Source organism: Aliinostoc maniaoense, from assembly GCF_058172895.1.
The window spans coordinates 6,332,589-6,353,240 of record NZ_CP187952.1 but is presented as its reverse complement, the minus strand read 5'-3'; the positions used below and the strand labels follow the sequence as shown (position 1 = coordinate 6,353,240).

Below are 20,652 nucleotides of genomic sequence, written 5' to 3'. Positions count from 1 at the left end.
ACATAGAAATGAATCAGCTGTTCTCACTTCCAACAGCACTGTGTTTACCTGCCCCTGAAATTGAAGCTTTAATACAGGGGCGAACAATTGCAGCTATGCCCAAGATGTTTATGCGTCCTGGGCAGAGGTTTTCTCTTTATCCTGCTGAGTATTCCAACAATATACTTTCAATTGGGCAATACTATCATGCCAATTCATTATCAATTACTCAAAAAAATATTAAATTAAACTCGTCTCAAACTGTCTCAATTAAAGCCTGGGCTAAATGTGAACTTTGCCAAATTATAGACAAGACTAAACCTTTACAGCTTTTATCTGATTTAACAATATGGACATCAGAAGCATTTGAGTCCATCATACAGAAGCAAGAAAACATATTTCTGGCTTACTTACGTGTTTATCATTTATCTCATGTCTGTGAAGTTGCTGTTAATCACAACATTCAAGAAAAATTGGGTAGATTCATTAGTTTACCTAATGTGAAGGGTTCTGAAGACAACCCAATATTAAGCGATCGCGCTTTCGCAGAACGCAGACAACAACTTGAAAAATTAGAACCTCCAAAGCATCCTGAATTAGAAGAATTGCAAAATGCTTTAACCCAAATCTCTAATAATAGTCCAGCAGCTAAAGAATTAGATAGTGATATTAAAAAAATTCTTGGCTGGAGCAGCGATAGCTCAGAAATTACTCTAGATTCAGACTTTGTATGGATTAATAAAATTGCTGACATTGGAAATTCTAGTGACGGACAAACATTTGAGAAATTAGTCCGCCGAGGATTAATAAAATTAGGCTTTACAGGTTCACATTTAAATCCAGATGCAACTGGCGGAGCAGGAGGTATGGATTTTTATGCTGAAGCACCTTTCCCAATTGTAGGAGAGTGTAAAGCTACTAAAACAGAGAAAGTTTCTGATGGTACACCGGCACAATTACTCAAAATAGGTGTAAACCATTTAGGTAAGTTCCAGTATGAGCAAGCAATTAAATTAATTGTTGCTGCTGGAGAATTAAATGATTATGCCTTAAGAACAGCTACTGAACACTATATGAATGTTATTCGCCCTGAAACACTACAAAAATTGGTTGCATTGCAAGCACAGCACAAAAATTCTATCAACCTATTAGAACTAAAAGAGCATTTACAACAAGCTCCTTTTGGGATAGCTGACGATAAAATTAATCTTTATATTGATAAAGTTAGGCAAAATCTTCAATTGCGATCGCACATTATCCAGCTTGTTAAAAGCTACCTGCAAAACTCAGGTGCAGAATCTGCTGGTGTTGACGCTTTACATGGTGCATATTTTGGTTCAAAGCCACCACAACCAATTAAACCAGGAGAAATGCACGAAATTTTAATAGAACTTTCATCACCATTAACAGGTTATTTAGGAAGAATTAAAGGTAGTGATTGGAGAAGCGATCGCTTTTACTACCTCCGTGATTTACCAATTAACTAATGATAACCCAGAGTGTTTGACACTCCCCCGACCGTTTAAATTTCGCTACGCTCATTTAAACAAAAAGTCGGGGGATTCTCTAAGAAACACTTAGAAGGGACAGTCAAAAGTCCCCCTACCTGCTTGACATCACTGAACATACGACATCCATGAGTCTTACAGCTACGTTATTTATTCAATTAATTAATGCTTTCCGGGGTTCTCCACTCAGCCAATTCGGTACGCTCCCCATCCTGCCTTTACTTGCATTCTTGGGAGATTGTCACAATGCAATTCCGAAGATGCCGGGAGTTCGCCGTACTAGGATGGTTCTTCACGTAGGAGTATTACCTTACTCACGCTACTATTTTACCATTTTTTTTGACTGCGACTAAAGTCGCACGAGTCACTTTTCCTCCTCGATCTAAAGATGCGAGGCTACCAAGTTTCCCGTATTGTCGGGTGTATCTATTTTCATTGAAGTATATATCACCGTAATATTCTGTAAAATGCGTAATTCCTCAGAGTTTAAAAAAAATTAAGTAAAGTTTCATGCTCTAGCCCTGGCACTTATACTAACCATGAAGCTTTCTAAAAGTCTAATGTGAGGCAAAAGTCATGGAATATCGCCTATGAGAGTCAATATGGCAGCGAAACCTCAAGAATGAAGTGTAAAGCTAAGTGAAATGAAACTCAAGGCAGACCAAGCCGGAGCAGAGGCCAAAACAGAAATCTATACCCTAGCATTTCGAGATCCGTCTTTAGTTCCCAAACAAGATTCTTCTGCCACTCCAGAGGAGCATCGATGAGCGATTCTTTGATTAAATCCATTGGACAGCGCGCGCGGTTGTGGTTTAGCCAAGTCAAACACCCAGAATCAGATCAAGAATTGGTTGAGCCGCCTGATACTATCCAAGCTCAACTAATACAGAAAATTCAGACATTGCCTACACCCAAAGCATATCAAACCACTGTGCAGGAGGCGATCAAAGAGGCAATTAACACTTGGCAACAGAACCTAGATGCACCGAATAACCTGGTGATTTTAGCTAATCCGGTAGAGGGGATAGCCAAAATTCTGCACGATAGCTGGCAAAATTGGCCAAATCAACCTTTGCAGGTGATTACACCGCTTTCTTGTCTGAACCGTCCCAGAGATCCATTAACAATTACCCAAAAGATTCAAGAGGCATTTGCATCCTACGAGCAGATTACTACAACTAACTCCAGGGATGCTGATAACCAACTTGATATTGAAAGCCTGGAAGATCGTACTACTGTGATTGTCATTCCTTGTTTAGAGCAATGTTTCCTGCGCTGTATAGGTGGCTGGAATGGTATCGAATATTTGCGAGACATAGCTATTGACAATCGCAACTGTTTCTGGGTTATGGGATGTAATCAGTGGGCTTGGGACTTTCTCGATTTTGTCTGTCAGATTAGCTCCTACTTTAGTGAGGTGAAAGCTTTACCAATACTGGATGGAGCTATGCTGCAAGCATGGCTAGACCCCATTGCCAAAACAGTGATTGATCTAAACACACCCGCAGACGCTGAGAGCGATCGCACCTTTGAAGAACGTCGTCAATCTTATTGGGATTCCTTGGCGAGTCAATCATCTGGAGTCAGCAGTATAGCCGCCAATCTCTGGTTACAGAGTTTGCGCGTTAAACAAGCAGATATAGAAGATAGCGAGCTAAATCAACTCACGTTAGCGAACAATAGCAGTAAACAACGCATTATCCTCCACGAAACCAACCCTGTTTTACCCCATCTACCGTCTTTAACAGTCACTGATCGCTATTTACTTCATTCTGTGTTGATTCATGGGCATCTCACCCGCGCTCATTTAGCACTCAGTTTGGGTGAATCAGAAAACCACATCCAGCCTCATATTCAACGATTATTACAAGCAGGTGTATTGGAACGAGGCAACGGGGCTTTATCTGTGCTAGCTGTACACCATAATAAATTGAAGAAAGAACTAGCAAATAACAACTTCTTTGTTGGTAAGGATTGAAATAATACTGAGATACTTTATGGAATGGTCTAGTCAAATATTCCTACTTGCCCAACTAGAGGCATCACAAAACCTCTCCCAACGATTGCTCACAAACATTACTCTGCAAAAAATCTTGCGGGCGATCATCACCATTGCGATCGCCTATACTAGTTCATTAACTGTTCAATCACTAACAAACTGGCTTTCAGAACAAGTCCCCCGGCGATTTCGCTTGTTGATCAAACAGTCCGTACCTTTTTGGAAAGGGCTGATTTTGATGGTGGCAATTTTCTATTTACTCAACCTATTCCTGAATCTATCCGAAGCAAATCTCTTGGCATTAACAGGAACGATTGCCGTTGCCCTAGGATTTGCGTTTAAGGATTATGTTAGTTCGATCATCGCCGGAGTAGTTGCCTTGTTTGAAGCTCCTTATAGAGTAGGCGATCGGATTCAAATAGCAGACAATTATGGTGAAGTGGTAGGCTTCGGACTGCGGGGGATTCGACTACAGACTCCCGATGATAATACTGTGACTATCCCTCACAATAAAACCTGGACAGAAGCTGTCTCTAATGCCAACAGTGGGCAACTAGAAGCCCAAGTTGCTACTGATTTTTACTTTGATCACAGTGTGGATGCAGAACAGGTGATACGGATTTTGTATCAGGCTGCATATAGCAGCAAGTACACCCAGCTTAAACTCCCCATTGTCGTGGTTATGGAAGAAAAACTTTGGGGTACTCAGTTCAAACTGCGGTCTTACCCAATGGATGCCCGTAATGAATTTGTTTATAAAACTGATTTGATTCGACGTTCCAAGCAAGCTTTTGCTCGTCACAAATTACCATACCCAAAACTATCGAGTGTCTTCACAGATGAAAGCAACTCCATCCTTTAGCATACTCAACACGATTCAAAAACACTTTATGCTGAATCAATTCTTTAATTTTATATTAATAAAAGTAACGATAAAATATGAGCGATCGCTATCACTAAAATACCGATTTGTTAACATTAATAAATGTAACAAAAAAAAGGCGATCGCTTTTTTTTAATATTTAATTTTTATCAGTAAATTTTACTACAAGTTATATACACTACGTTTATATTATACTTGTACCCTGTGTTGTTTACTTTACAAAAACTTTTTAATTAATACTGTCGAATAACTAAGCATATGGTTATTACACTGGTATTTAAGCATACTTTTCATGAAGCCCAGCGAGAGGAAAATGAATTATGTACTACCAGATTTGGAATTTCTTCTTAAAAGATGATGTATATAACTCCTGGAAAGAAAAAATAAAAGTGAATCGTACTTGTACTAACTTTACATGGGAAAAAATTAATAATTTCTTTGGTTTTGTAGAGAATAGTTTTTTCTTAAAGCATCAATTAGGAGAAACACAAAACCTAGAGGAGTTCATTAACTTAATTAATGAGAGTGGTTATAATGTAACCGCAGAACAATTAGCTTGGTTTCTAGTCACCAGAAAGCAAATTTGGGAGTTTTTCGATTTAGCACAGAAAGTACGAGTCATCAAAGATGAATTGTTAGCAGCTAAAAGCCCAGAGCATTTTGTTAATATTGCCGCTAATTATGGTTATTACTTTACTATAGATGAATTATCTTGGCTATTAACTGAAGTCAAGTCATCATCTGAATTAGTAGCTATTAATAACAGCGTCGGAGAAATTGACACTGTATCGAACTACGGCAAAATTGAAATAGGATACTGGATTTGGTTAGCGGAAGAATGGGGACTAATCGCGCCATTTTGTCATAAAGATCCCCCGTTGGCTTTCCTCGCCCAATACACTGATGATCCTTTTTTACCAGATCGCTGTTATTTACCCAAGAGCTACTTTAAGCTGCATTTTGTTAGTCAACAACGATAATAAGAAACCCGTTTTCTGAAAACGGGTTTCTTGTTAATTAGCCAAGAGAAACTTTTAAACTACTGGGTTGTGCAGGACTTCCGTGGAAGACTACACCGCGTTGATTTGCTTGCAAGTGACGCAGAATCATGTAGATAGCTTCAATTTTGTCAGCAGCACCTAATTTATCAGCAATTTCTGCCAAAGATAGGGCTGTTTTTTCTGTTTGCAGTAATCCTACTACTTTTGCTTGCAAATCTAAAATAGCCGCAGCCGCTTTTTTACCTGCTTCTACCCCTGGTTGGTGGTAAGCGTTAATATTTACCAAGCTAGCGTAGAAACCAACAGCCCGTTCATACAAAGCAACTAATGCGCCGACAGTCCGGGCGTTGACTTGGGGAATAGTTACTGTAATGGAGTCACGCTGATTTTCATACAGGGCTTGACGAGTTCCTTGCAGAAAACCAGAGAGATAGTCACCGGAAGTTACGCCAGGATCAATTTCTGGGGATGCAGTTTCACGATCTTCTAAAACTTCGATAAGGGTAGCAAAGAAATTGGGTACACCTTCACGCAACTGTTGTACATAGGCGTGTTGGTCGGTTGAACCTTTGTTACCATAGACAGCAATACCTTGATAAACAGTGTTGCCATCTAAGTCTTTTTCTTTACCCAAGGATTCCATAACTAGCTGTTGTAAGTAGCGGCTAAACAATAGCAAACTATCCTTGTAGGGTAAGACAACCATGTCTTTTTCACCCTTACCGTTACCCGCAAAATACCAAGACAACGCCAACAACGCTGCCGGGTTCTTTTTCACATCAGCGACGCGGGTAGCGTCATCCATTTCTTTTGCACCTTCTAGCATGGTGCGAACGTCAATTCCTTGCAAAGCGGCAGGAACTAACCCGACGGTAGACATTTCGGAAGTTCGTCCACCTACCCAATCATACATGGGGAATCTCGCTAGCCAACCTTCAGCTTTTGCTAATTTATCCAGATTACTATCTGCACTAGTAATAGCTACTGCATATTGAGCAAAGTCTAAATTTTGTCCAGCATAGGCTTTTTTGACTTCAATCATGCCATTACGGGGTTCTGGTGTGCCTCCAGATTTGGAAATCACTAGTACTAGTGTGCTAGCAAGATGATTTCTCACTTGGGTTAGCACCCGATCAATACCAGCAGGATCAGTATTGTCGATAAAATGAATCTTGAGAGGTGGAAAATCTGGGGCGAGGGCTTCAGCAACAAATTGAGGGCCAAGGGCAGAACCACCTATACCAATAGAAATAATATCTGTGAAGCGGCTTGCTTTGGGTGGGTGAATAGCACCTGTATGAACTTGTTCGGCAAAAGCTTCAACTTGTTCTAAGGTTTGCACAATTTCTTGTGTCAGTTCTGGAGTGGGGGCTAAATCTGGGTTTCTGAGCCAGTAGTGTCCCACCATACGGTTTTCGTCAGGATTAGCGATCGCGCCTTGCTCCAATTGAGCCATATCCGCAAACGCTTTGTCAAACTTCGGCTGCAACGACTTCACGAAGGCATCATCAAAACGCATCCGACTTACATCTAGATACAGTCCTAATCCCTCGTGGAAATATAACCAATCTTGGTATCGTTGCCAAAGTGCCTTCGCATCCATAGGGAAATCTCTAGTAAAGTGTCCTTAAAATCAAGTGTAATGTAACGGTAGACCCATCCCTGCTTTGCCTTATACAGTTTTTAGTGTTGAGAAACTCATCAGCCTAAACATCCGGCATAGGTATGACGCGAAGAAATTTAACAATCTCTCCCCGGATTTCGATGCCAACCAAATAATCATCTATAGTAAACCGATGAAAGATGCCTTCATCATCAAGTTGCCGTAATTCTGGCAGACAATGCAAAGGCCACTTTTCAGCAAACTCAAAAAATACAAAATCATATACTCGCTGATAAGCAGCAGGTTCTAAACTTTTCAGGTCTAATAAAAACGACCTAGCATAACGCATTTCCAGATTCACTGTGTTCACCTTAGTAGAGGCATAGAAGAGGAATTGGAGCAGGGTGCAGGGGGCAAGGGGGAGAAGAATTTCCTGATTTCTCCCTGCTCCCTGCCCCCTCGCCTCCTTTTTCCTAGTCCCCAACCCTAAACAAACATCATCATTCTGACGGCTTCATCATGGGTTAAGATATCCCACGGTTGCTGCGATCGCTTGACTTGTTGTATTGCTCTTAGCATATAAAAATCACAGTGCAGCGCATGAATATCATTCCAAACGCTTTCGAGTTCTTCATCCCCCAACTGCTCAATTAAATGATGGATTCTAATTCTCAACAAGTTCATCTATTCTTAATATCAACCGAAACACAAACGTATTGTTCCCAAATATTGTCCGGGTTTAACGGTGGGGGTGTGGGGGTTTAGGGGTGTGGGGGTTTAGGGGACAAGGGAGACAAGGTAGACAAGGTAGACAAGGTAGATTTTACCCCAATGCCCAATGCCCAATGCCCCATGCCCCATGCCCGATGCCCAATGCCCGATGCCCCATGCCCGATGCCCAATGCCCGATGCCCGATGCCCCATTCCCTATTCCCAATAACCAATGATTGAATATCTTATTTTTCTCGCCATTTCTACAGCTACCTTTGCCCTGTTTAGTTTAGGACTCAATTTACAATGGGGTTTTACAGGGTTAATTAACTTTGGTCATATCGCTTTTATGACCTTGGGTGCTTACACTACTGTGTTATTAAGCCTTAAGGGTGTTCCCTTATTGATATCAGCCCTAATTGGGGCAGTTGTTGCAGCTTTATTAGGTTTAATTATCGGTTTAGCAACTCTACGCCTGCGTGAAGATTATTTAGCAATTGTCACTATCGGCACAGGTGAATTAATTCGCTTGGTGGTGAATAACCAAGAGTTACCTGTGGGTGATACTTGGGTATCTGGGGCGTTTGGTGTGCAGAGTTATCCTATCCCTCTCTCAACAGAGCCAAATTTGTTGTTCCGCTTGGGGATGATTGGTGTATTAACCTTGTTGTTAGGAATTACTATCTTTTCATTGTGGCGGTGGATTCGTCATGCTCAAAAATCGCGGGTTGCTGATTCTGGTTACAGTGTCGGTAACAAGCAAGAATTTACTTCGCGGTTGGTGGTGGGCGGTATCTTAGGTTTATTAGCAATAGCGATTTATATTTCTGGGGTGATTACACTCTATAACTACATTCCGAAAGCCGGTTTAATGTTGTTATCGCTGTTAGTGTTAGCGTTTGTCTTTTGGCGGTTGGAGTATTTAGTGCGATCGCCTTGGGGTAGAATCCTTAAAGCTATCCGCGAAGATGAAGAAGTACCCAAAGCTGTGGGTAAAAATGTGTTTTGGTACAAGTTACAATCTTTGATGTTGGGTGGTGCGATCGCAGGTGTGGCTGGTGCTTTCTTCGCTTGGCAAATCAGTGCTATCTACCCTGATAACTTCCAGCCACAGCTAACTTTTGACGCTTGGATTATGGTGATTTTGGGCGGTTCTGGTAATAATGTTGGCACAATTTTAGGTGCAGTGATTTATTTTGCCTACGATGCCATTACCCGCGAAGTTTTACCCCAAATTATTCCTCTGGATACAGCACGCTTAGGTGCATTTAGAATCATGGTTATTGGTCTGATTTTAATGGTGCTGATGATTTGGCGGCCTCAAGGTATTTTAGGGAAAAAGGAGGAACTCACCCTTGGTAAATAACCAATCACCCCCACTTCCCTTACTCGCAGCTACCGGACTTTGTAAAAGTTTTGGTGGAATTAAAGCTGTTAGTGAAGCCCAAATTGAAGTTGCTCAAGGCAGTATCACCGGTTTGATTGGCCCCAATGGTGCTGGTAAAACTACCTTATTTAACTTACTTTCCAGTTTCATTCGTCCAGATAAGGGACGGGTGGTTTTTGACGGCGAACCCATCCAAAACCTACAACCCTACCAAATCGCCCAGCAAGGATTAGTACGGACTTTTCAGGTAGCGCGGACACTTTCTAGGCTGTCGGTGTTAGAAAATATGCTGTTAGCAGCCCAAAAACAAACCGGGGAAAATTTCTGGCAAGTACAGTTACAGCCCCAGGTAGTTGCTCAAGAAGAAAAGCAATTAAAAGCTAGAGCCATGACAGTGCTAGAATCTGTCGGTTTAGCCCATAAAGCCTATGATTATGCTGGTGGCTTGTCTGGGGGACAACGCAAGCTGCTAGAAATGGGTAGGGCGTTAATGACTAATCCCAAATTGATTTTGTTAGATGAGCCAGCCGCCGGAGTCAACCCCAGATTAATTGATGATATATGCGATCGCATTACCAAGTGGAATGAAGACGGCATGACTTTTCTGATTATCGAACACAACATGGATGTAATTATGTCCTTGTGCGATCGCGTTTGGGTACTGGCAGAAGGTAGGAATTTAGCTGATGGCACACCCGCCCAAATTCAAAACAATCCCCAAGTTTTAGAAGCTTACTTGGGGCAATGAGGCAGGGGACTGGGGATTGGGGACTGGGGGCAGGGAGCAGGGAGCAGGGAGCAGGGGGCAGGGAGCAGGGAGCAGGGAGCAGGGAGCAGGGAGCAGGGGGCAGGGAGCAGGGAGCAGGGAGCAGGGAGCAGGGGGCAGGGGGCAGGGGGCAGGGGAGAAAAAATCACTCATTACTCATTACTCATTACTCATTACTCATTACTCATTACTCATTACTCATTACTCATTACTCATTACTCATTACTCATTACTCATTACTCATTACTCATTACTCATAATCTGCAATACACCCCATTTTCTCGCTGCATCAACTGATAGCCAATTAACTCCCGTCTCAAAGCGGCGTAGTCGGGATGATACGTTTTGAGTATGTCGTTCACTTCCCGTTCGGAATAGTGAACGCCTAACTCAAATTTGTTGGCTAACCATTTAAGAATTACTAAACGCTTTTTGCGACTAGCAGGAATCTCTTTGAGCTTTTGTACTATTCCCGTACTACTTTGTTCTGTCTCCAAGTAGTTTTTTAAGACCTTGCTTTCCCATGCTTCTGTATCTACATTCTCTATTAAAGAGGCTAGTTGTTCAGTCGTGAACACTTCTTTGCTGATGTTTTGTAAGACTTCGCTGTCTAACTGATATATACGACTGTTACCTTCTGGACGCATTGTCACCAAGTTTAACTCTCTTAGCTTTGCCAAATGATGGGAAACGGTAGGCTCTTTGAGTTGCATGAGTGCTGCCAATTCTTCAACACTGCACTCTTGATTAGCTAAGATTCCTAAAATCTTTAATCGGCTTTCGTCAGCCAACGCTTTGAAAAATTGTAGCAGGGTCTGAAATTGTTCTTTGTTCATAATTTGTTATACTTAATTCGACCCCAATCTAATTAGAGGTAAATCGAATTACTGATGCTGTAATCTTCTGATGCAGCACAAGCTCTGCTTTGGTTAATTTTGAATTAATGTTAATTTTGCGATTCGTTGTGAAAAAAGTTGAGATTTCTTAAGTAGTTCTTCACATTTCGCCATGTTCAAATTCTCATCACGTCGAAGAAAGCAGAAACCTGGTATGCCAAAACCAGGTACTTCTCTGGTACAAGCGGCTAGACTTTTAGGTGTAGACCAAAGTACCCTTTACATGGCTCTACAAAAGGGACAGATCCCCACTCACAAAAGAAATGGACGCACTGTGATTAGTCAAGGTGCGTTGTTAGATTATCAAGCTAGAACCCGACATCTGTCATAGGGAATAGTGACCAAGCCCCGTTGCGGCGGGGTGTGGGGTGTAGGATGTGGGGTGTAGGGAAAAGAAAGCGATCGCCTAAGTTTTGATATGCTCTGGTTAATTTGGCGATCGCTTAATTTTTATAGTACATATTTACTATTAATTTTTAAAAAATAGAACGCCAAGCCAAAGAAGCAGCGTTGCAACAACTTGAGCAAGAACGCCAAAAATACCAAGATTTACTGACAAGACTGCAACAACAAGGTATAAATCTAGACTAAATTTAAGCTATCCACAAATTCTGTATGTTCTGGAGAGTCTAATCCTGCTTGTAACACAGCTAAAACCTTAACCATATCCCCTGCTAGTAAGGCTGGAACTGCTAACCATAATCCAGGCATGACTTGAGAACGAATAATTCCTTCTGCATCGGCTATCAAAGGTAAATACTCACCCTCTTGTAGCGAAAACCAATGCAATTGATTTTCTAAAATCTGCCATACAATATATTCTTTCACACCGTTGCGTCGGTAAGCCTTTTTTTTGTCATGCAAATCATAGGCTGCACTGCTAGCGGCAACTTCAGCAATTAACTCTGGCGCGCCTGCAATATAGTCATCGGCAGTAAATCGGCATTGTCCCCCCCGGCTTGGTTCAATTAATAACACACCATCTGGTTGTGGTTCATTATCTTGATCTAGGAGTATAGTTGGTTCAATTCCTACCATGACACCAGGAGTTGCAATTTGATAATTTCCCAACCAAATCACCAGCTTAGTATGTGGTTCAGCATGACGTTGGAAACGTAAAGGGGATGCCACGTAAACTACTCCTTCAATTAATTCAGCTTTTTTGACATCAGGACTGGCTGCATAACGCCTCTCAAATTCATGGCGAGATAAGCGATCGCCATTTTCTAAAGCAGGAGTTTGATTACTACGTGGCTGTTGTGTGACCATACTTGGGGATGTAAGGGTGTAGGGGTGTAGGGGTGTAGGGGTAGGGTGTTGACTTTGATGAGATTTACCCATTTTTTATTCATACAGTTTTGGTGTCATCATCGGTGAACCAAATTCAATGAGTAATAAGTAATAAGTAAGAAGTAATAAGTAATGGGTATTTACTTATTACTCATTACTTACTACTCATTACTTAAAGAAGGAAAGGATTGTGCATGAATTTTTCACCCCCTATACCCCCTATACCCTCATACCCCTACACCCCTAATTTAACTAAACTGCTCTTCTACATCTAAGTTAAATAACATTTGTAGGGTTTGCATACATCGTCTTCTGGCTTCTACGTCTTGCTGCGCGCGCAATTGCACCATTGGATCGTGTAAAATTTTATTAACAATACCTCTCGTTAAAGCTTCTATGACTTCTTGATGCTTGTCGCCAAATTCCGAGCCTAGTCTTGATAAAGCTTTTTCTAATTCTTGTTCGCGGATGGTTTCGATTTTATTCCGCAGAGAACTAATGGTTGAGACAGTTTCCAGACTGCGCCACCAAATATCAAAAGCATTAACTTCTTCTTCTAATAGCCGTTCGGCTTCTTGAGCCATTTTTCTGCGGCTTTCATAATTTTGGGCGACAACAGCCTTTAAATCGTCCACGTTAAATGCTTGTACGTGAGATATTTCATTTACGTCTGTATGGACGTTACGTGGCACGGAAATATCAAATAACATTAGAGGTTGGTTAGGAACTAAAACCATCTCTAATTTAGATTTATCTAAAATCGGTTCAGTTGAGGATGTGCTAGTAAATACTATGTCACTTTCGGCAATTACTTGCATCATTTCAGCAAGCAAGTGAATACGGATCGGCTGCTCAGAAAACTGCTTGGCTAATTCTTGGGCGCGATCGCGGGAGCGATTGACAATGCTAATCTGTGTTGCACCTTTAGAAACTAGATGTTGTACCAACAGGCGCGACATCTTACCCGCACCGAGAATTGCCACTCGACAAGCTGCTAAATTATCTACTTTGATTTGTGCTAGTTCCACAGCAGCCGAACTAATAGAAACTGCACCAGTACCAATGCTCGTTTCTGTACGGACACGCTTACCTGCTGTAATTGCTTGTTTAAATAATCGATTCAAAATTGTTTTTATACCGTTATATTGCTGTCCCAGTTTGTGAGTATTTTTCACCTGAGCCAGAATTTGTCCTTCACCTAAGACTAAGCTATCTAAGCCAGCCGCTACGCGCATAACGTGCATCACTGCATCTTCATGAAGTAGCACAAATAGGTGTTGTCGTAGAGAATTTATAGGTAATTTGCTGTGTTCGGAAAGAAACTGAGTCACTTCTCTGACACCATGATCAGTTTCCGCCGCCACAATGTAGATTTCTAAGCGGTTACAGGTGCTAAGGATAGCAACTTCATCAATGTGGGGATAGCTGGTTAAGTGAGCGATCGCGCTTTCTGTTTGTGGTTCTGGAATACTCAGCTTTTCCCGAATTTCAACTGGGGCTGTTTTATGGCTTAACCCCACCACTGCAATATTCATTTCTTATCGGTAATTAGTAATGGATTATTAATTTGGGCATGGGGCATTGGGCATGGGGCATTGGGAATTGGGAATTGGGCATGGGGCATTGGGCATGGGGCATTGGAGTAAAAATTTCTCCCTTGTCCCCCTTGTCCCCCTTGTCTCCCTTGTCTCCCTGCCCCTCTGCCCCTCTGCCCCCTGCCTTTAACTCTTAGTAAAGTTGGACAACCTTGGGTTGCTCGAACATATGAATGGTATCCACAAACCGAGCAGTTTTGGATTGGCTGGAAATAACCAAACTTTGAGTTCTTGCGCCGCCGTGGAAGAAACGGACACCTTGCATGAGGTTTCCAGAGGTGATACCGCAAGCAGCGAATAGAACTGTTTCCCCAGAGGCTAGTTCATGAGCGTTGTAGACCTTATCAGGGTCATTGATACCCATAGACTGCAAACGCTCGATATTGGCTTCTTTGCTTTCGCCAATTAAACCTGTTTTTACTACTGCTGGATCGTAGATCAATTGACCTTGGAAGTGTCCGCCCAAAGCGCGCATAGCGGCTGCGGAAATCACACCTTCAGGTGCAGCACCAATACCCATCAGCGCATGAACATTAGTACCAGCAAAGCCACAGGATATAGCCGCACCCACGTCACCATCAGAAATCAGCTGTACTCTTGCTCCTGCTTCCCGGATTTCTTTGATTAAATCCGCATGGCGATCGCGCTTCATTACTACTACTACAAGTTCTTCAATAGAGCGATCTAGACACTCGGAAAGAATCTTGAGGTTTTCTGTGGCTGATTTGTTAATGTCTACGTGACCTTTAGCGGCTGGAGGTGCTGCTAATTTTTTCATGTAGAAGTCAGGTGCAGCAAATAGTCCACCTTTTTCAGAAATTGCCAGTACAGCCATTGAGCCTGGTTGTCCATAAGCTACCAAGTTTGTACCTTCGCAGGGGTCAACCGCAATATCAATTTCGACTAATTCATCGGGGTTGCAGAAGTCTTTAGCATCTGGTTGGGTACAGATCCCGACTTCTTCGCCAATGTAAAGCATAGGAGCGTCATCACGTTCTCCTTCCCCAATCACAATGCGACCACGCATATGAATTTTATTCATCCGTTCGCGCATTGCTTCCACTGCTACTTGGTCAGCAGTATTTTTCTCGCCTTTACCCATCCACTTCGCGGATGCGATCGCGGCTTGTTCGACTACCTCAATAATCTCTAATCCAAGTGTATTTTCCACAGACTCGCCCTCTCAACTGCTTGACTATTGTGTCTTTTCATCTGGCCATTTCAGTTCTTAAGTCTACCAAAGGGCGGATACCTGTGGAAAATAGTATCCACTCGCATATTTGTTAAGTTTTACTGCTAACTAGGCAGTATGGTTAGGCTTGAGTATTCTGTAACACAAATTTTATACTGAAAATTAAATCAGCAAGCTAACAATTCGCTTCATCACCTGCATAACTTCATACAATTCATTTTTTTGAGGATTGGCAAGGGTAAATTTCTTGGACACAGCATACTGATGCAATTGTGTTATCAGTTTCACAAAAATATAATCTTCCCCATTGGATATCATGCCAAAAACAGGCATTTCTGAACTAGGGTTAGCAATCATATAGGCTAAAGTCTGGGGCAAAGCTTGCATCACACTAAAACCATATCTTTTCGCTTCAATTAATACTATCCAAAATCGGTTTTGGACGACCAAAGTATCTATAAATCCTTCTAATAAAGTTTCTTCTTCCCCTGCATTTTCAATTTCTACTTTAACGAGTTGTTCACTACGAATTTTAAAAGGAGGGTCACAAAGACCCATTAATTCTAACAGAGGAGAAAGTATAATAACGTTGACTGTGCCTTCAGTGATTACACCATCAGCCGCGTAATACAAATAGCGATTCTTTAATCGATCCAGTGATGCTTGTTCTTGTTTAGTGAGTTGGGGTAAATCCTCAAACCATTCCGGGAAAAAATCAGTGTCGAGACTTTGGCTGATACTGAACTTGGCGTGGGCTTCATTCAGGTTAGTAATTGCTTTCGTAATCCCAATTGTTGCAGCCATACACCACTCCTATTTAACTTGATCATTTACACTAAAAGTAATTCAGAAACACCAAATAGTATAAGAATAATTTATGTTCGACTTTCTCAACCCTCTACTTGGTCGCCATCCTGAACGCATCAAAGCCAATGTCGAGATATACACTTGGCAAATTTGCCCTTACTGCATTAGAGCCAAGCTATTACTGTGGTGGAAAGGTGTAAATTTCACTGAGTACAAAATTGACGGTGATGAAGCCGCTAGAGCAAAAATGGCAGAACGCGCCAATGGTCGCCGCACAGTACCGCAAATCTTCATTAATAACCAACACATTGGCGGCTGTGATGATATTTATGCTTTAGATACCAAAGGTCAACTCGATCCCCTGTTAGAGCAGTCAACAGTTAACAGTCAACACTCAACAGCTACTATTTAGAGACTTCCAGATAGAAATTAATTTCTTCTTTCTCCCCCTGCCCCCTGCTCCCTGCTCCCCTGCCTCCTTGTTTCCCAATGCCCAATGCCCAATCCCCTGAATATCTAACTTACCGCCACTGGATGCAGCGAGCCTTAGAGTTAGCGCAAAATGCTGGTGATGCGGGGGAAGTTCCTGTGGGGGCTGTAATTACTGATGCTGATGGTAATTTAATTGCTGAAGGCGAAAATAGAAAAGAACGTGATCAAGACCCTACAGCTCATGCAGAAATCATTGCTTTGCGTGGAGCTACCAAAAGTTTACAAACTTGGCGGCTGCATGGTTGTACTTTGTATGTCACTTTAGAACCTTGTCCTATGTGTGCGGGCGGGATTATACAAGCGCGTCTAAATAAGATAGTATATGGAGTGGACGATACTAAAACTGGCGCAATTCGGACTGTTCTTAACATCCCTGATAGTGCTGCCTCTAATCACCGTTTGCAAGTTATTGGAGGTGTTCTAGAATCAGCCTGTCGCCAGCAATTACAACATTGGTTTGCTACTAAGCGACATCAGAAAAAATAACGGACAGACATAAAACTGTCCAGCTGTCATGACACAACTTAGAAAAGAAAATTTACGGTGTAACTAAAGCAATTTCGTGCCGACTTCTACCGGTTAATTTGCAGCTACCCTCATGATGGAATTTTACTTTGTGTCTGATACCTGCCCTATAAAAACAACGGACAAGCCTATAAATCCCAAAGTAGCTGTTAGTTCTGCGAGGATTTCTCCTTGGTTAACTCCTCTGGCGTATTTTTTAGGACATCACTTTGTTTTACCATGCTTTTTCGGAGATATTAAAATCACTGGTCAAGAAAATATCCCCAAAAGTGGCCCTGTAATTTTAGCTCCCACTCATCGCGCTCGTTGGGACTCATTACTTCTACCTTATGCTGTGGGTCGTTACGTCACGGGTAGAGATTTGCAATTTATGGTGACAATTGATGAATGTCAAGGTTTACAAGGTTGGTTTGTGCGGCGCATGGGGGGTTTTCCTGTCAATCCTAAACATCCTACTATTGCGACTCTGCGTCATGCGGTGGAAGTATTAGAACAAGAACAAATGTTAGTTATTTATCCCGAAGGTAATATATTTCGAGATGGCAAAGTTCACCAATTAAAACCGGGAATTGCTCGTTTAGCTTTGAGTGCAGAATCTCATCACCCGCAACTGGGGGTAAAAATTATCCCGGTGGGTATTAGCTATAGCGAACCTTACCCAAGTTGGGGTGCAGATGTCAGTATTAAGATTGGCTCGCCAATTAATGTTAAAGATTATACTAATGGTCAAGCAAAACAAAACGCCAAGCGATTAACACAGGATTTAACCAGTAGGTTAGAAGATTTAACTACAATTACACAAAAGGCAACTGTATCTAGTCATAGCTGAGAATAAACTTCATTTAAGTGCAGTGCAACCCAACAGGGATCTTTGGCAACTCAATATGGCAGAACTTAGGCAAGTGTCAAAATTAATGGTTGGTGCGTGACGCTATCAGTCTCATGACTACGTTCAAATATTTTCGCAGCGTCACACACCCTACTCCAAAATATGGGAGTTGCGTAGCCCTATATGGAGCAGTATGATTTTTTACTGATGACTATTTTCCAAAACCTTTACCTCGGCTAGTGGAAGGTAGACAGAGACAGTTTTCTAATTGAGTCATTAAAGTTTCACGGTCTAAATTTTGACCAATTAGCACTAACTGATTTTTGGGTTCGCCTTTCCACTCGTCATCATCTAAGGTGAAACGCTTACCGCACAGGTGAAAAATGTGGCGTTTGGGACTTTCATCAAACCACATGATCCCCTTGGCGCGGAAGATGTTTGTGGGTAGCTGGTTATCTAAAAAGTATTGAAACTTGCGTATAGATAAAGGTTGATCACTTTGGAATGATATGGAGGTGAAACCATCATTTTCTAAGTGGTCAGAGTGATGATGGTGGTGATGATGATCATGGTCGTGATGGTCATGACCGCAGGTTGAATGGTCGTGGTCATGGTCATGATGGTCATGATCATGATGTTTGTGATCATGCTGATCAATTGTGTCAAAATATTTATCAGATTCAAAGAGTCCGACACTGAGAATTAAAGGTAAAGAAACTTGCGATCGCGTCGTTCTTAAAATCCTTGCACCTTCTTTAACTTCGTTAATTTTTCTTTCCAACTCATCTAATTGAGCTTCATCTACCAAATCGGCCTTATTTAAAACAATCACATCACCGTAGGCAATTTGACTATAAGCTGCTTGGGAGTTGAATAAATCTAAGCTGTAATTCGCTGCATCTACTACAGTAATAATCGAATCCAACCGGGTTAAATCCCGCAATTCTGTACCCAAAAATGTTAGGGCTACTGGTAGGGGATCAGCTAATCCTGTGGTTTCTACGACTAAATAATCTAGCTTTTCTTCCCGTTCTAAAACCTTGTATACGGCATCAACTAAATCATTATTAATAGTGCAGCAAATACAACCATTATTAAGTTCCACCATATTTTCATCAGTGGAAACAATTAATTCGTTATCAATGCCGATTTCCCCAAATTCATTGACCAAAACGGCAGTTTTTAAACCTTGTTGATTGCTGAGGATATGATTAAGTAAAGTTGTTTTCCCACTACCTAGAAATCCAGTAATAATTGTGACTGGCATTCCTTGTTTCGGGGCATCCATAGATGGAGAATTAGGAGTAACTGCTGATTGCATAATACTGTAAGCAAAAGATGAAAAAATCTGAGAGAAGTTAAAAAGATGCGGAGAAGTCAAAAGTCTCAAGAGTTGAATTTTGGACTTCTGCACTGTTTTAAATGGTAGTCGTATTTCTGCCGTGATGTACTAGCATAAGGATGCTGGAGAATTATTCCTCCTCCTTTACCCTATTATCGCGTATCTCTATTTCAAAGTTACTGTGTTATGACCCTAACTATTTACAATACCCTCACACGTCGTCAAGAACCGTTTGCAACCGTAGAACCAGGCAAAGTTAAGATGTATTGCTGCGGTGTGACAGTTTATGACTACTGCCATTTGGGTCATGCACGTTCCTACATCGTTTGGGATACGATTCGCCGTTATTTGATTTGGCGCGGTTTTGACGTTACTTATATCCAGAATTTTACGGATATTGACGATAAAATTCTTAACCGTGCTAAAGAACAAGGTTCAACAATGGAAGCGGTATCTAACCGCTTTATTGATGCTTATTTTGAAGATATCCGCCGTTTAAATGTGATGGACGCGGATGAATATCCCCGTGTAACTGAGCATATACCCGAAATTCATCAACTGATTCAAATTCTGGAAGAAAAAGGGCTAGCCTACGCTGTGGGTGGTGATGTTTATTACCGTGTGGAAAGATTCCCTGAGTATGGCAAACTCTCAGGTAGAGAACTAGAGCAAATGCAAGCTGGTGCTAGCGGTCGCCTGGATGCAGAGGAATCAGAAGCTAAAAAACAACACCCCTTTGATTTTGCTTTGTGGAAGGGAGCAAAACCAGGCGAACCAGCGTGGAGTTCGCCTTGGGGTGAAGGTCGTCCGGGATGGCATATTGAATGTTCAGCAATGATTCGCTCTCGGTTAGGTGAGACTATTGATATTCATGGCGGTGGTGGAGATTTGATTTTTCCTCACCATGAAAATGAAATTGCTCAGTCGGAAGCAGCCATCAATAAACCATTGGCGCGTTATTGGACACATAACGGGATGGTAATGGTGAATGGTCAGAAAATGTCTAAATCTCTGGGTAACTTCATCACCATTCGGGAATTATTGGATGGCTCAGGAAATTGGCATGGTGAGCCGGTTAACTCGATGGCGGTGAGATTGTTTGTTTTACAAGCGCATTACCGCAAACCTTTAGATTTTACCGAAGAAGCGATCGCCACTGCCGAAAATAGCTGGAAAACCCTCAAGGAAGGGCTACTCTTTGGTTATCAATACGCCGAGAAATTGGGATGGGGTGAGGAAGCAGGGGAGCAGGGGAGCAGGGGAGCAGGGGGGAATTTGATGATTCCTGAACTGGTTAGCCGCTTTCAAGAATTAGGCGATGATGACTTTAATTTCTCCGGTGGTTTAGCGGTGTTGTTTGAACTAGCCAAAGAACTCCGCCGGGAGGGTAATATTTTGGTGCATGAAGGCACAACTAAAACCCCATCCGATGAACTCCACCGCCAATGGTATACCTTAGTTACCTTGGCTAAAGTTTTGGGTTTAGAAGCAACACCAGATGATGAAACCATGACAAAAGAGGGTTTAAGCGATGGCGAAATTGAGGCTCTAATTGAGCAAAGACAAGCAGCGAGAAAAGCCAAGAACTTTGCTGAAAGCGATCGCATCCGCAACGAACTGCAAGCACAAGGTATAACTTTAATTGATAGTCCTCAAGGTACGCGTTGGCACAGGAGTTAGGGCAGGGGGCAGGGGAGCAGGGGGCAGGGAGACAAGGAAGACAAGGTAGACACAATGCCCCATGCCCAATGCCCAATGCCCGATGCCCAATGCCCAATGCCCCATGCCCCATGCCCCATGCCCCATGCCCAATACCCAATACCCAATACCCAATATCCTAATTTTGT

The 20,652-nt window shown here is 42.0% G+C and carries 24 protein-coding genes; 15 read left to right on the top strand and 9 right to left on the bottom strand.

Annotated elements, in window-relative coordinates:
* Positions 1-8 precede the first annotated feature (8 nt).
* From ACPZ3T_RS27980 to ACPZ3T_RS27960, 5 genes are all read left to right on the top strand, one after another.
* Complete coding sequence (locus ACPZ3T_RS27980; protein WP_490272689.1) at positions 9-1,466, top strand: DUF1802 family protein; 1,458 nt, start codon at positions 9-11, stop codon at positions 1,464-1,466.
* Between the two features lie 665 nt (positions 1,467-2,131).
* Positions 2,132-2,254: a hypothetical protein gene (locus ACPZ3T_RS27975; protein WP_490272688.1), complete on the top strand. Its 123-nt coding sequence runs from the start codon at positions 2,132-2,134 to the stop codon at positions 2,252-2,254.
* Positions 2,251-3,465 carry a hypothetical protein gene (locus tag ACPZ3T_RS27970; protein WP_490272687.1) on the top strand — a complete coding sequence of 405 codons (1,215 nt, stop codon included), beginning with the start codon at positions 2,251-2,253 and terminating at the stop codon, positions 3,463-3,465. The genes ACPZ3T_RS27975 and ACPZ3T_RS27970 overlap by 4 nt, the downstream gene beginning before the upstream one ends.
* Positions 3,466-3,484: 19 nt before the next feature.
* Positions 3,485-4,348, top strand: coding sequence for a mechanosensitive ion channel family protein (locus ACPZ3T_RS27965; RefSeq protein WP_490272686.1), 864 nt, complete (start codon positions 3,485-3,487; stop codon positions 4,346-4,348).
* Positions 4,349-4,689: 341 nt separating this feature from the next.
* Positions 4,690-5,349, top strand: coding sequence for a Nif11-like leader peptide family natural product precursor (locus tag ACPZ3T_RS27960; protein WP_490272685.1), 660 nt, complete (start codon positions 4,690-4,692; stop codon positions 5,347-5,349).
* Positions 5,350-5,386: 37 nt separating this feature from the next.
* Here ACPZ3T_RS27960 and ACPZ3T_RS27955 read toward each other — a convergent pair whose 3' ends face one another.
* From ACPZ3T_RS27955 to ACPZ3T_RS27945, 3 genes are all read right to left on the bottom strand, one after another.
* Positions 5,387-6,973 (bottom strand): glucose-6-phosphate isomerase, encoded by a 1,587-nt coding sequence (locus ACPZ3T_RS27955; RefSeq protein ID WP_490272684.1) that lies wholly within the window; start codon positions 6,971-6,973, stop codon positions 5,387-5,389.
* A gap of 103 nt (positions 6,974-7,076) precedes the next feature.
* Entirely contained in the window at positions 7,077-7,334 is a 258-nt protein-coding gene (locus ACPZ3T_RS27950; RefSeq protein ID WP_490272683.1) for a cytotoxic translational repressor of toxin-antitoxin stability system, read from the bottom strand.
* A gap of 125 nt (positions 7,335-7,459) precedes the next feature.
* A complete protein-coding gene (locus ACPZ3T_RS27945) occupies positions 7,460-7,657 on the bottom strand; it encodes a hypothetical protein (protein ID WP_490272682.1) in 198 nt (65 codons plus the stop codon).
* Positions 7,658-7,740: 83 nt separating this feature from the next.
* Between ACPZ3T_RS27945 and ACPZ3T_RS27940 the strand changes: the two genes are divergently transcribed.
* Genes ACPZ3T_RS27940 through ACPZ3T_RS27925 form a run of 4 tightly spaced genes read left to right on the top strand, consistent with a single transcriptional unit; the run spans position 7,741 to position 10,097 of the window.
* On the top strand, positions 7,741-7,920 hold the full coding sequence (locus ACPZ3T_RS27940) for a hypothetical protein (protein WP_490272681.1): 180 nt from the start codon (positions 7,741-7,743) through the stop codon (positions 7,918-7,920).
* Positions 7,917-9,050: a branched-chain amino acid ABC transporter permease gene (locus ACPZ3T_RS27935; RefSeq protein WP_490272680.1), complete on the top strand. Its 1,134-nt coding sequence runs from the start codon at positions 7,917-7,919 to the stop codon at positions 9,048-9,050. The genes ACPZ3T_RS27940 and ACPZ3T_RS27935 overlap by 4 nt, the downstream gene beginning before the upstream one ends.
* Complete coding sequence (locus ACPZ3T_RS27930; protein WP_490272679.1) at positions 9,040-9,819, top strand: ABC transporter ATP-binding protein; 780 nt, start codon at positions 9,040-9,042, stop codon at positions 9,817-9,819. The genes ACPZ3T_RS27935 and ACPZ3T_RS27930 overlap by 11 nt, the downstream gene beginning before the upstream one ends.
* Positions 9,816-10,097 (top strand): hypothetical protein, encoded by a 282-nt coding sequence (locus ACPZ3T_RS27925; RefSeq protein ID WP_490272678.1) that lies wholly within the window; start codon positions 9,816-9,818, stop codon positions 10,095-10,097. Before ACPZ3T_RS27930 ends, ACPZ3T_RS27925 begins: the two co-directional genes overlap by 4 nt.
* On the opposite strand, the gene ACPZ3T_RS27920 is transcribed toward ACPZ3T_RS27925, so the two are convergent.
* Positions 10,092-10,673, bottom strand: a complete 582-nt coding sequence (locus ACPZ3T_RS27920) for a DUF2087 domain-containing protein (RefSeq protein WP_490272677.1) — start codon at positions 10,671-10,673, stop codon at positions 10,092-10,094. The genes ACPZ3T_RS27925 and ACPZ3T_RS27920 overlap by 6 nt on opposite strands.
* A 214-nt stretch (positions 10,674-10,887) precedes the next feature.
* On the opposite strand from ACPZ3T_RS27920, the gene ACPZ3T_RS27915 reads away from it, so the two are divergent.
* The gene (locus ACPZ3T_RS27915; protein WP_490272676.1) at positions 10,888-11,064 is read left to right on the top strand and encodes a helix-turn-helix domain-containing protein; all 177 of its coding nucleotides are present in this window, start codon (positions 10,888-10,890) and stop codon (positions 11,062-11,064) included.
* Positions 11,065-11,315: 251 nt separating this feature from the next.
* Here the strand turns inward: ACPZ3T_RS27915 and ACPZ3T_RS27910 are convergent, their stop codons facing one another.
* From ACPZ3T_RS27910 to ACPZ3T_RS27895, 4 genes are all read right to left on the bottom strand, one after another.
* Positions 11,316-12,002, bottom strand: a complete 687-nt coding sequence (locus ACPZ3T_RS27910; RefSeq protein WP_490277394.1) for a Uma2 family endonuclease — start codon at positions 12,000-12,002, stop codon at positions 11,316-11,318.
* A gap of 269 nt (positions 12,003-12,271) precedes the next feature.
* Positions 12,272-13,558, bottom strand: a complete 1,287-nt coding sequence (locus ACPZ3T_RS27905) for a glutamyl-tRNA reductase (protein WP_490272675.1) — start codon at positions 13,556-13,558, stop codon at positions 12,272-12,274.
* Positions 13,559-13,751: 193 nt separating this feature from the next.
* Positions 13,752-14,789: a class II fructose-bisphosphatase gene (gene glpX, locus ACPZ3T_RS27900; RefSeq protein ID WP_490272674.1), complete on the bottom strand. Its 1,038-nt coding sequence runs from the start codon at positions 14,787-14,789 to the stop codon at positions 13,752-13,754.
* Between the two features lie 183 nt (positions 14,790-14,972).
* Positions 14,973-15,614: a type I restriction endonuclease gene (locus tag ACPZ3T_RS27895; protein WP_490272673.1), complete on the bottom strand. Its 642-nt coding sequence runs from the start codon at positions 15,612-15,614 to the stop codon at positions 14,973-14,975.
* Between the two features lie 73 nt (positions 15,615-15,687).
* Here ACPZ3T_RS27895 and grxC point away from each other — a divergent pair, with 73 nt between their 5' ends.
* From grxC to ACPZ3T_RS27880, 3 genes are all read left to right on the top strand, one after another.
* Positions 15,688-16,029: a glutaredoxin 3 gene (gene grxC, locus ACPZ3T_RS27890; RefSeq protein ID WP_490272672.1), complete on the top strand. Its 342-nt coding sequence runs from the start codon at positions 15,688-15,690 to the stop codon at positions 16,027-16,029.
* A 122-nt stretch (positions 16,030-16,151) separates the two neighbouring features.
* Entirely contained in the window at positions 16,152-16,595 is a 444-nt protein-coding gene (gene tadA / locus ACPZ3T_RS27885; RefSeq protein WP_490277393.1) for a tRNA adenosine(34) deaminase TadA, read from the top strand.
* 112 nt (positions 16,596-16,707) lie between these two features.
* The gene (locus tag ACPZ3T_RS27880) at positions 16,708-17,463 is read left to right on the top strand and encodes a lysophospholipid acyltransferase family protein (RefSeq protein WP_490272671.1); all 756 of its coding nucleotides are present in this window, start codon (positions 16,708-16,710) and stop codon (positions 17,461-17,463) included.
* Positions 17,464-17,674: 211 nt separating this feature from the next.
* Here the strand turns inward: ACPZ3T_RS27880 and ACPZ3T_RS27875 are convergent, their stop codons facing one another.
* The gene (locus tag ACPZ3T_RS27875) at positions 17,675-18,784 is read right to left on the bottom strand and encodes a CobW family GTP-binding protein (RefSeq protein WP_490272670.1); all 1,110 of its coding nucleotides are present in this window, start codon (positions 18,782-18,784) and stop codon (positions 17,675-17,677) included.
* Between the two features lie 207 nt (positions 18,785-18,991).
* On the opposite strand from ACPZ3T_RS27875, the gene cysS reads away from it, so the two are divergent.
* Positions 18,992-20,485 carry a cysteine--tRNA ligase gene (cysS, locus tag ACPZ3T_RS27870; protein WP_490272669.1) on the top strand — a complete coding sequence of 498 codons (1,494 nt, stop codon included), beginning with the start codon at positions 18,992-18,994 and terminating at the stop codon, positions 20,483-20,485.
* Complete coding sequence (locus ACPZ3T_RS27865; protein ID WP_490272668.1) at positions 20,470-20,646, top strand: histidine kinase; 177 nt, start codon at positions 20,470-20,472, stop codon at positions 20,644-20,646. The genes cysS and ACPZ3T_RS27865 overlap by 16 nt, the downstream gene beginning before the upstream one ends.
* Positions 20,647-20,652: the final 6 nt, after the last annotated feature.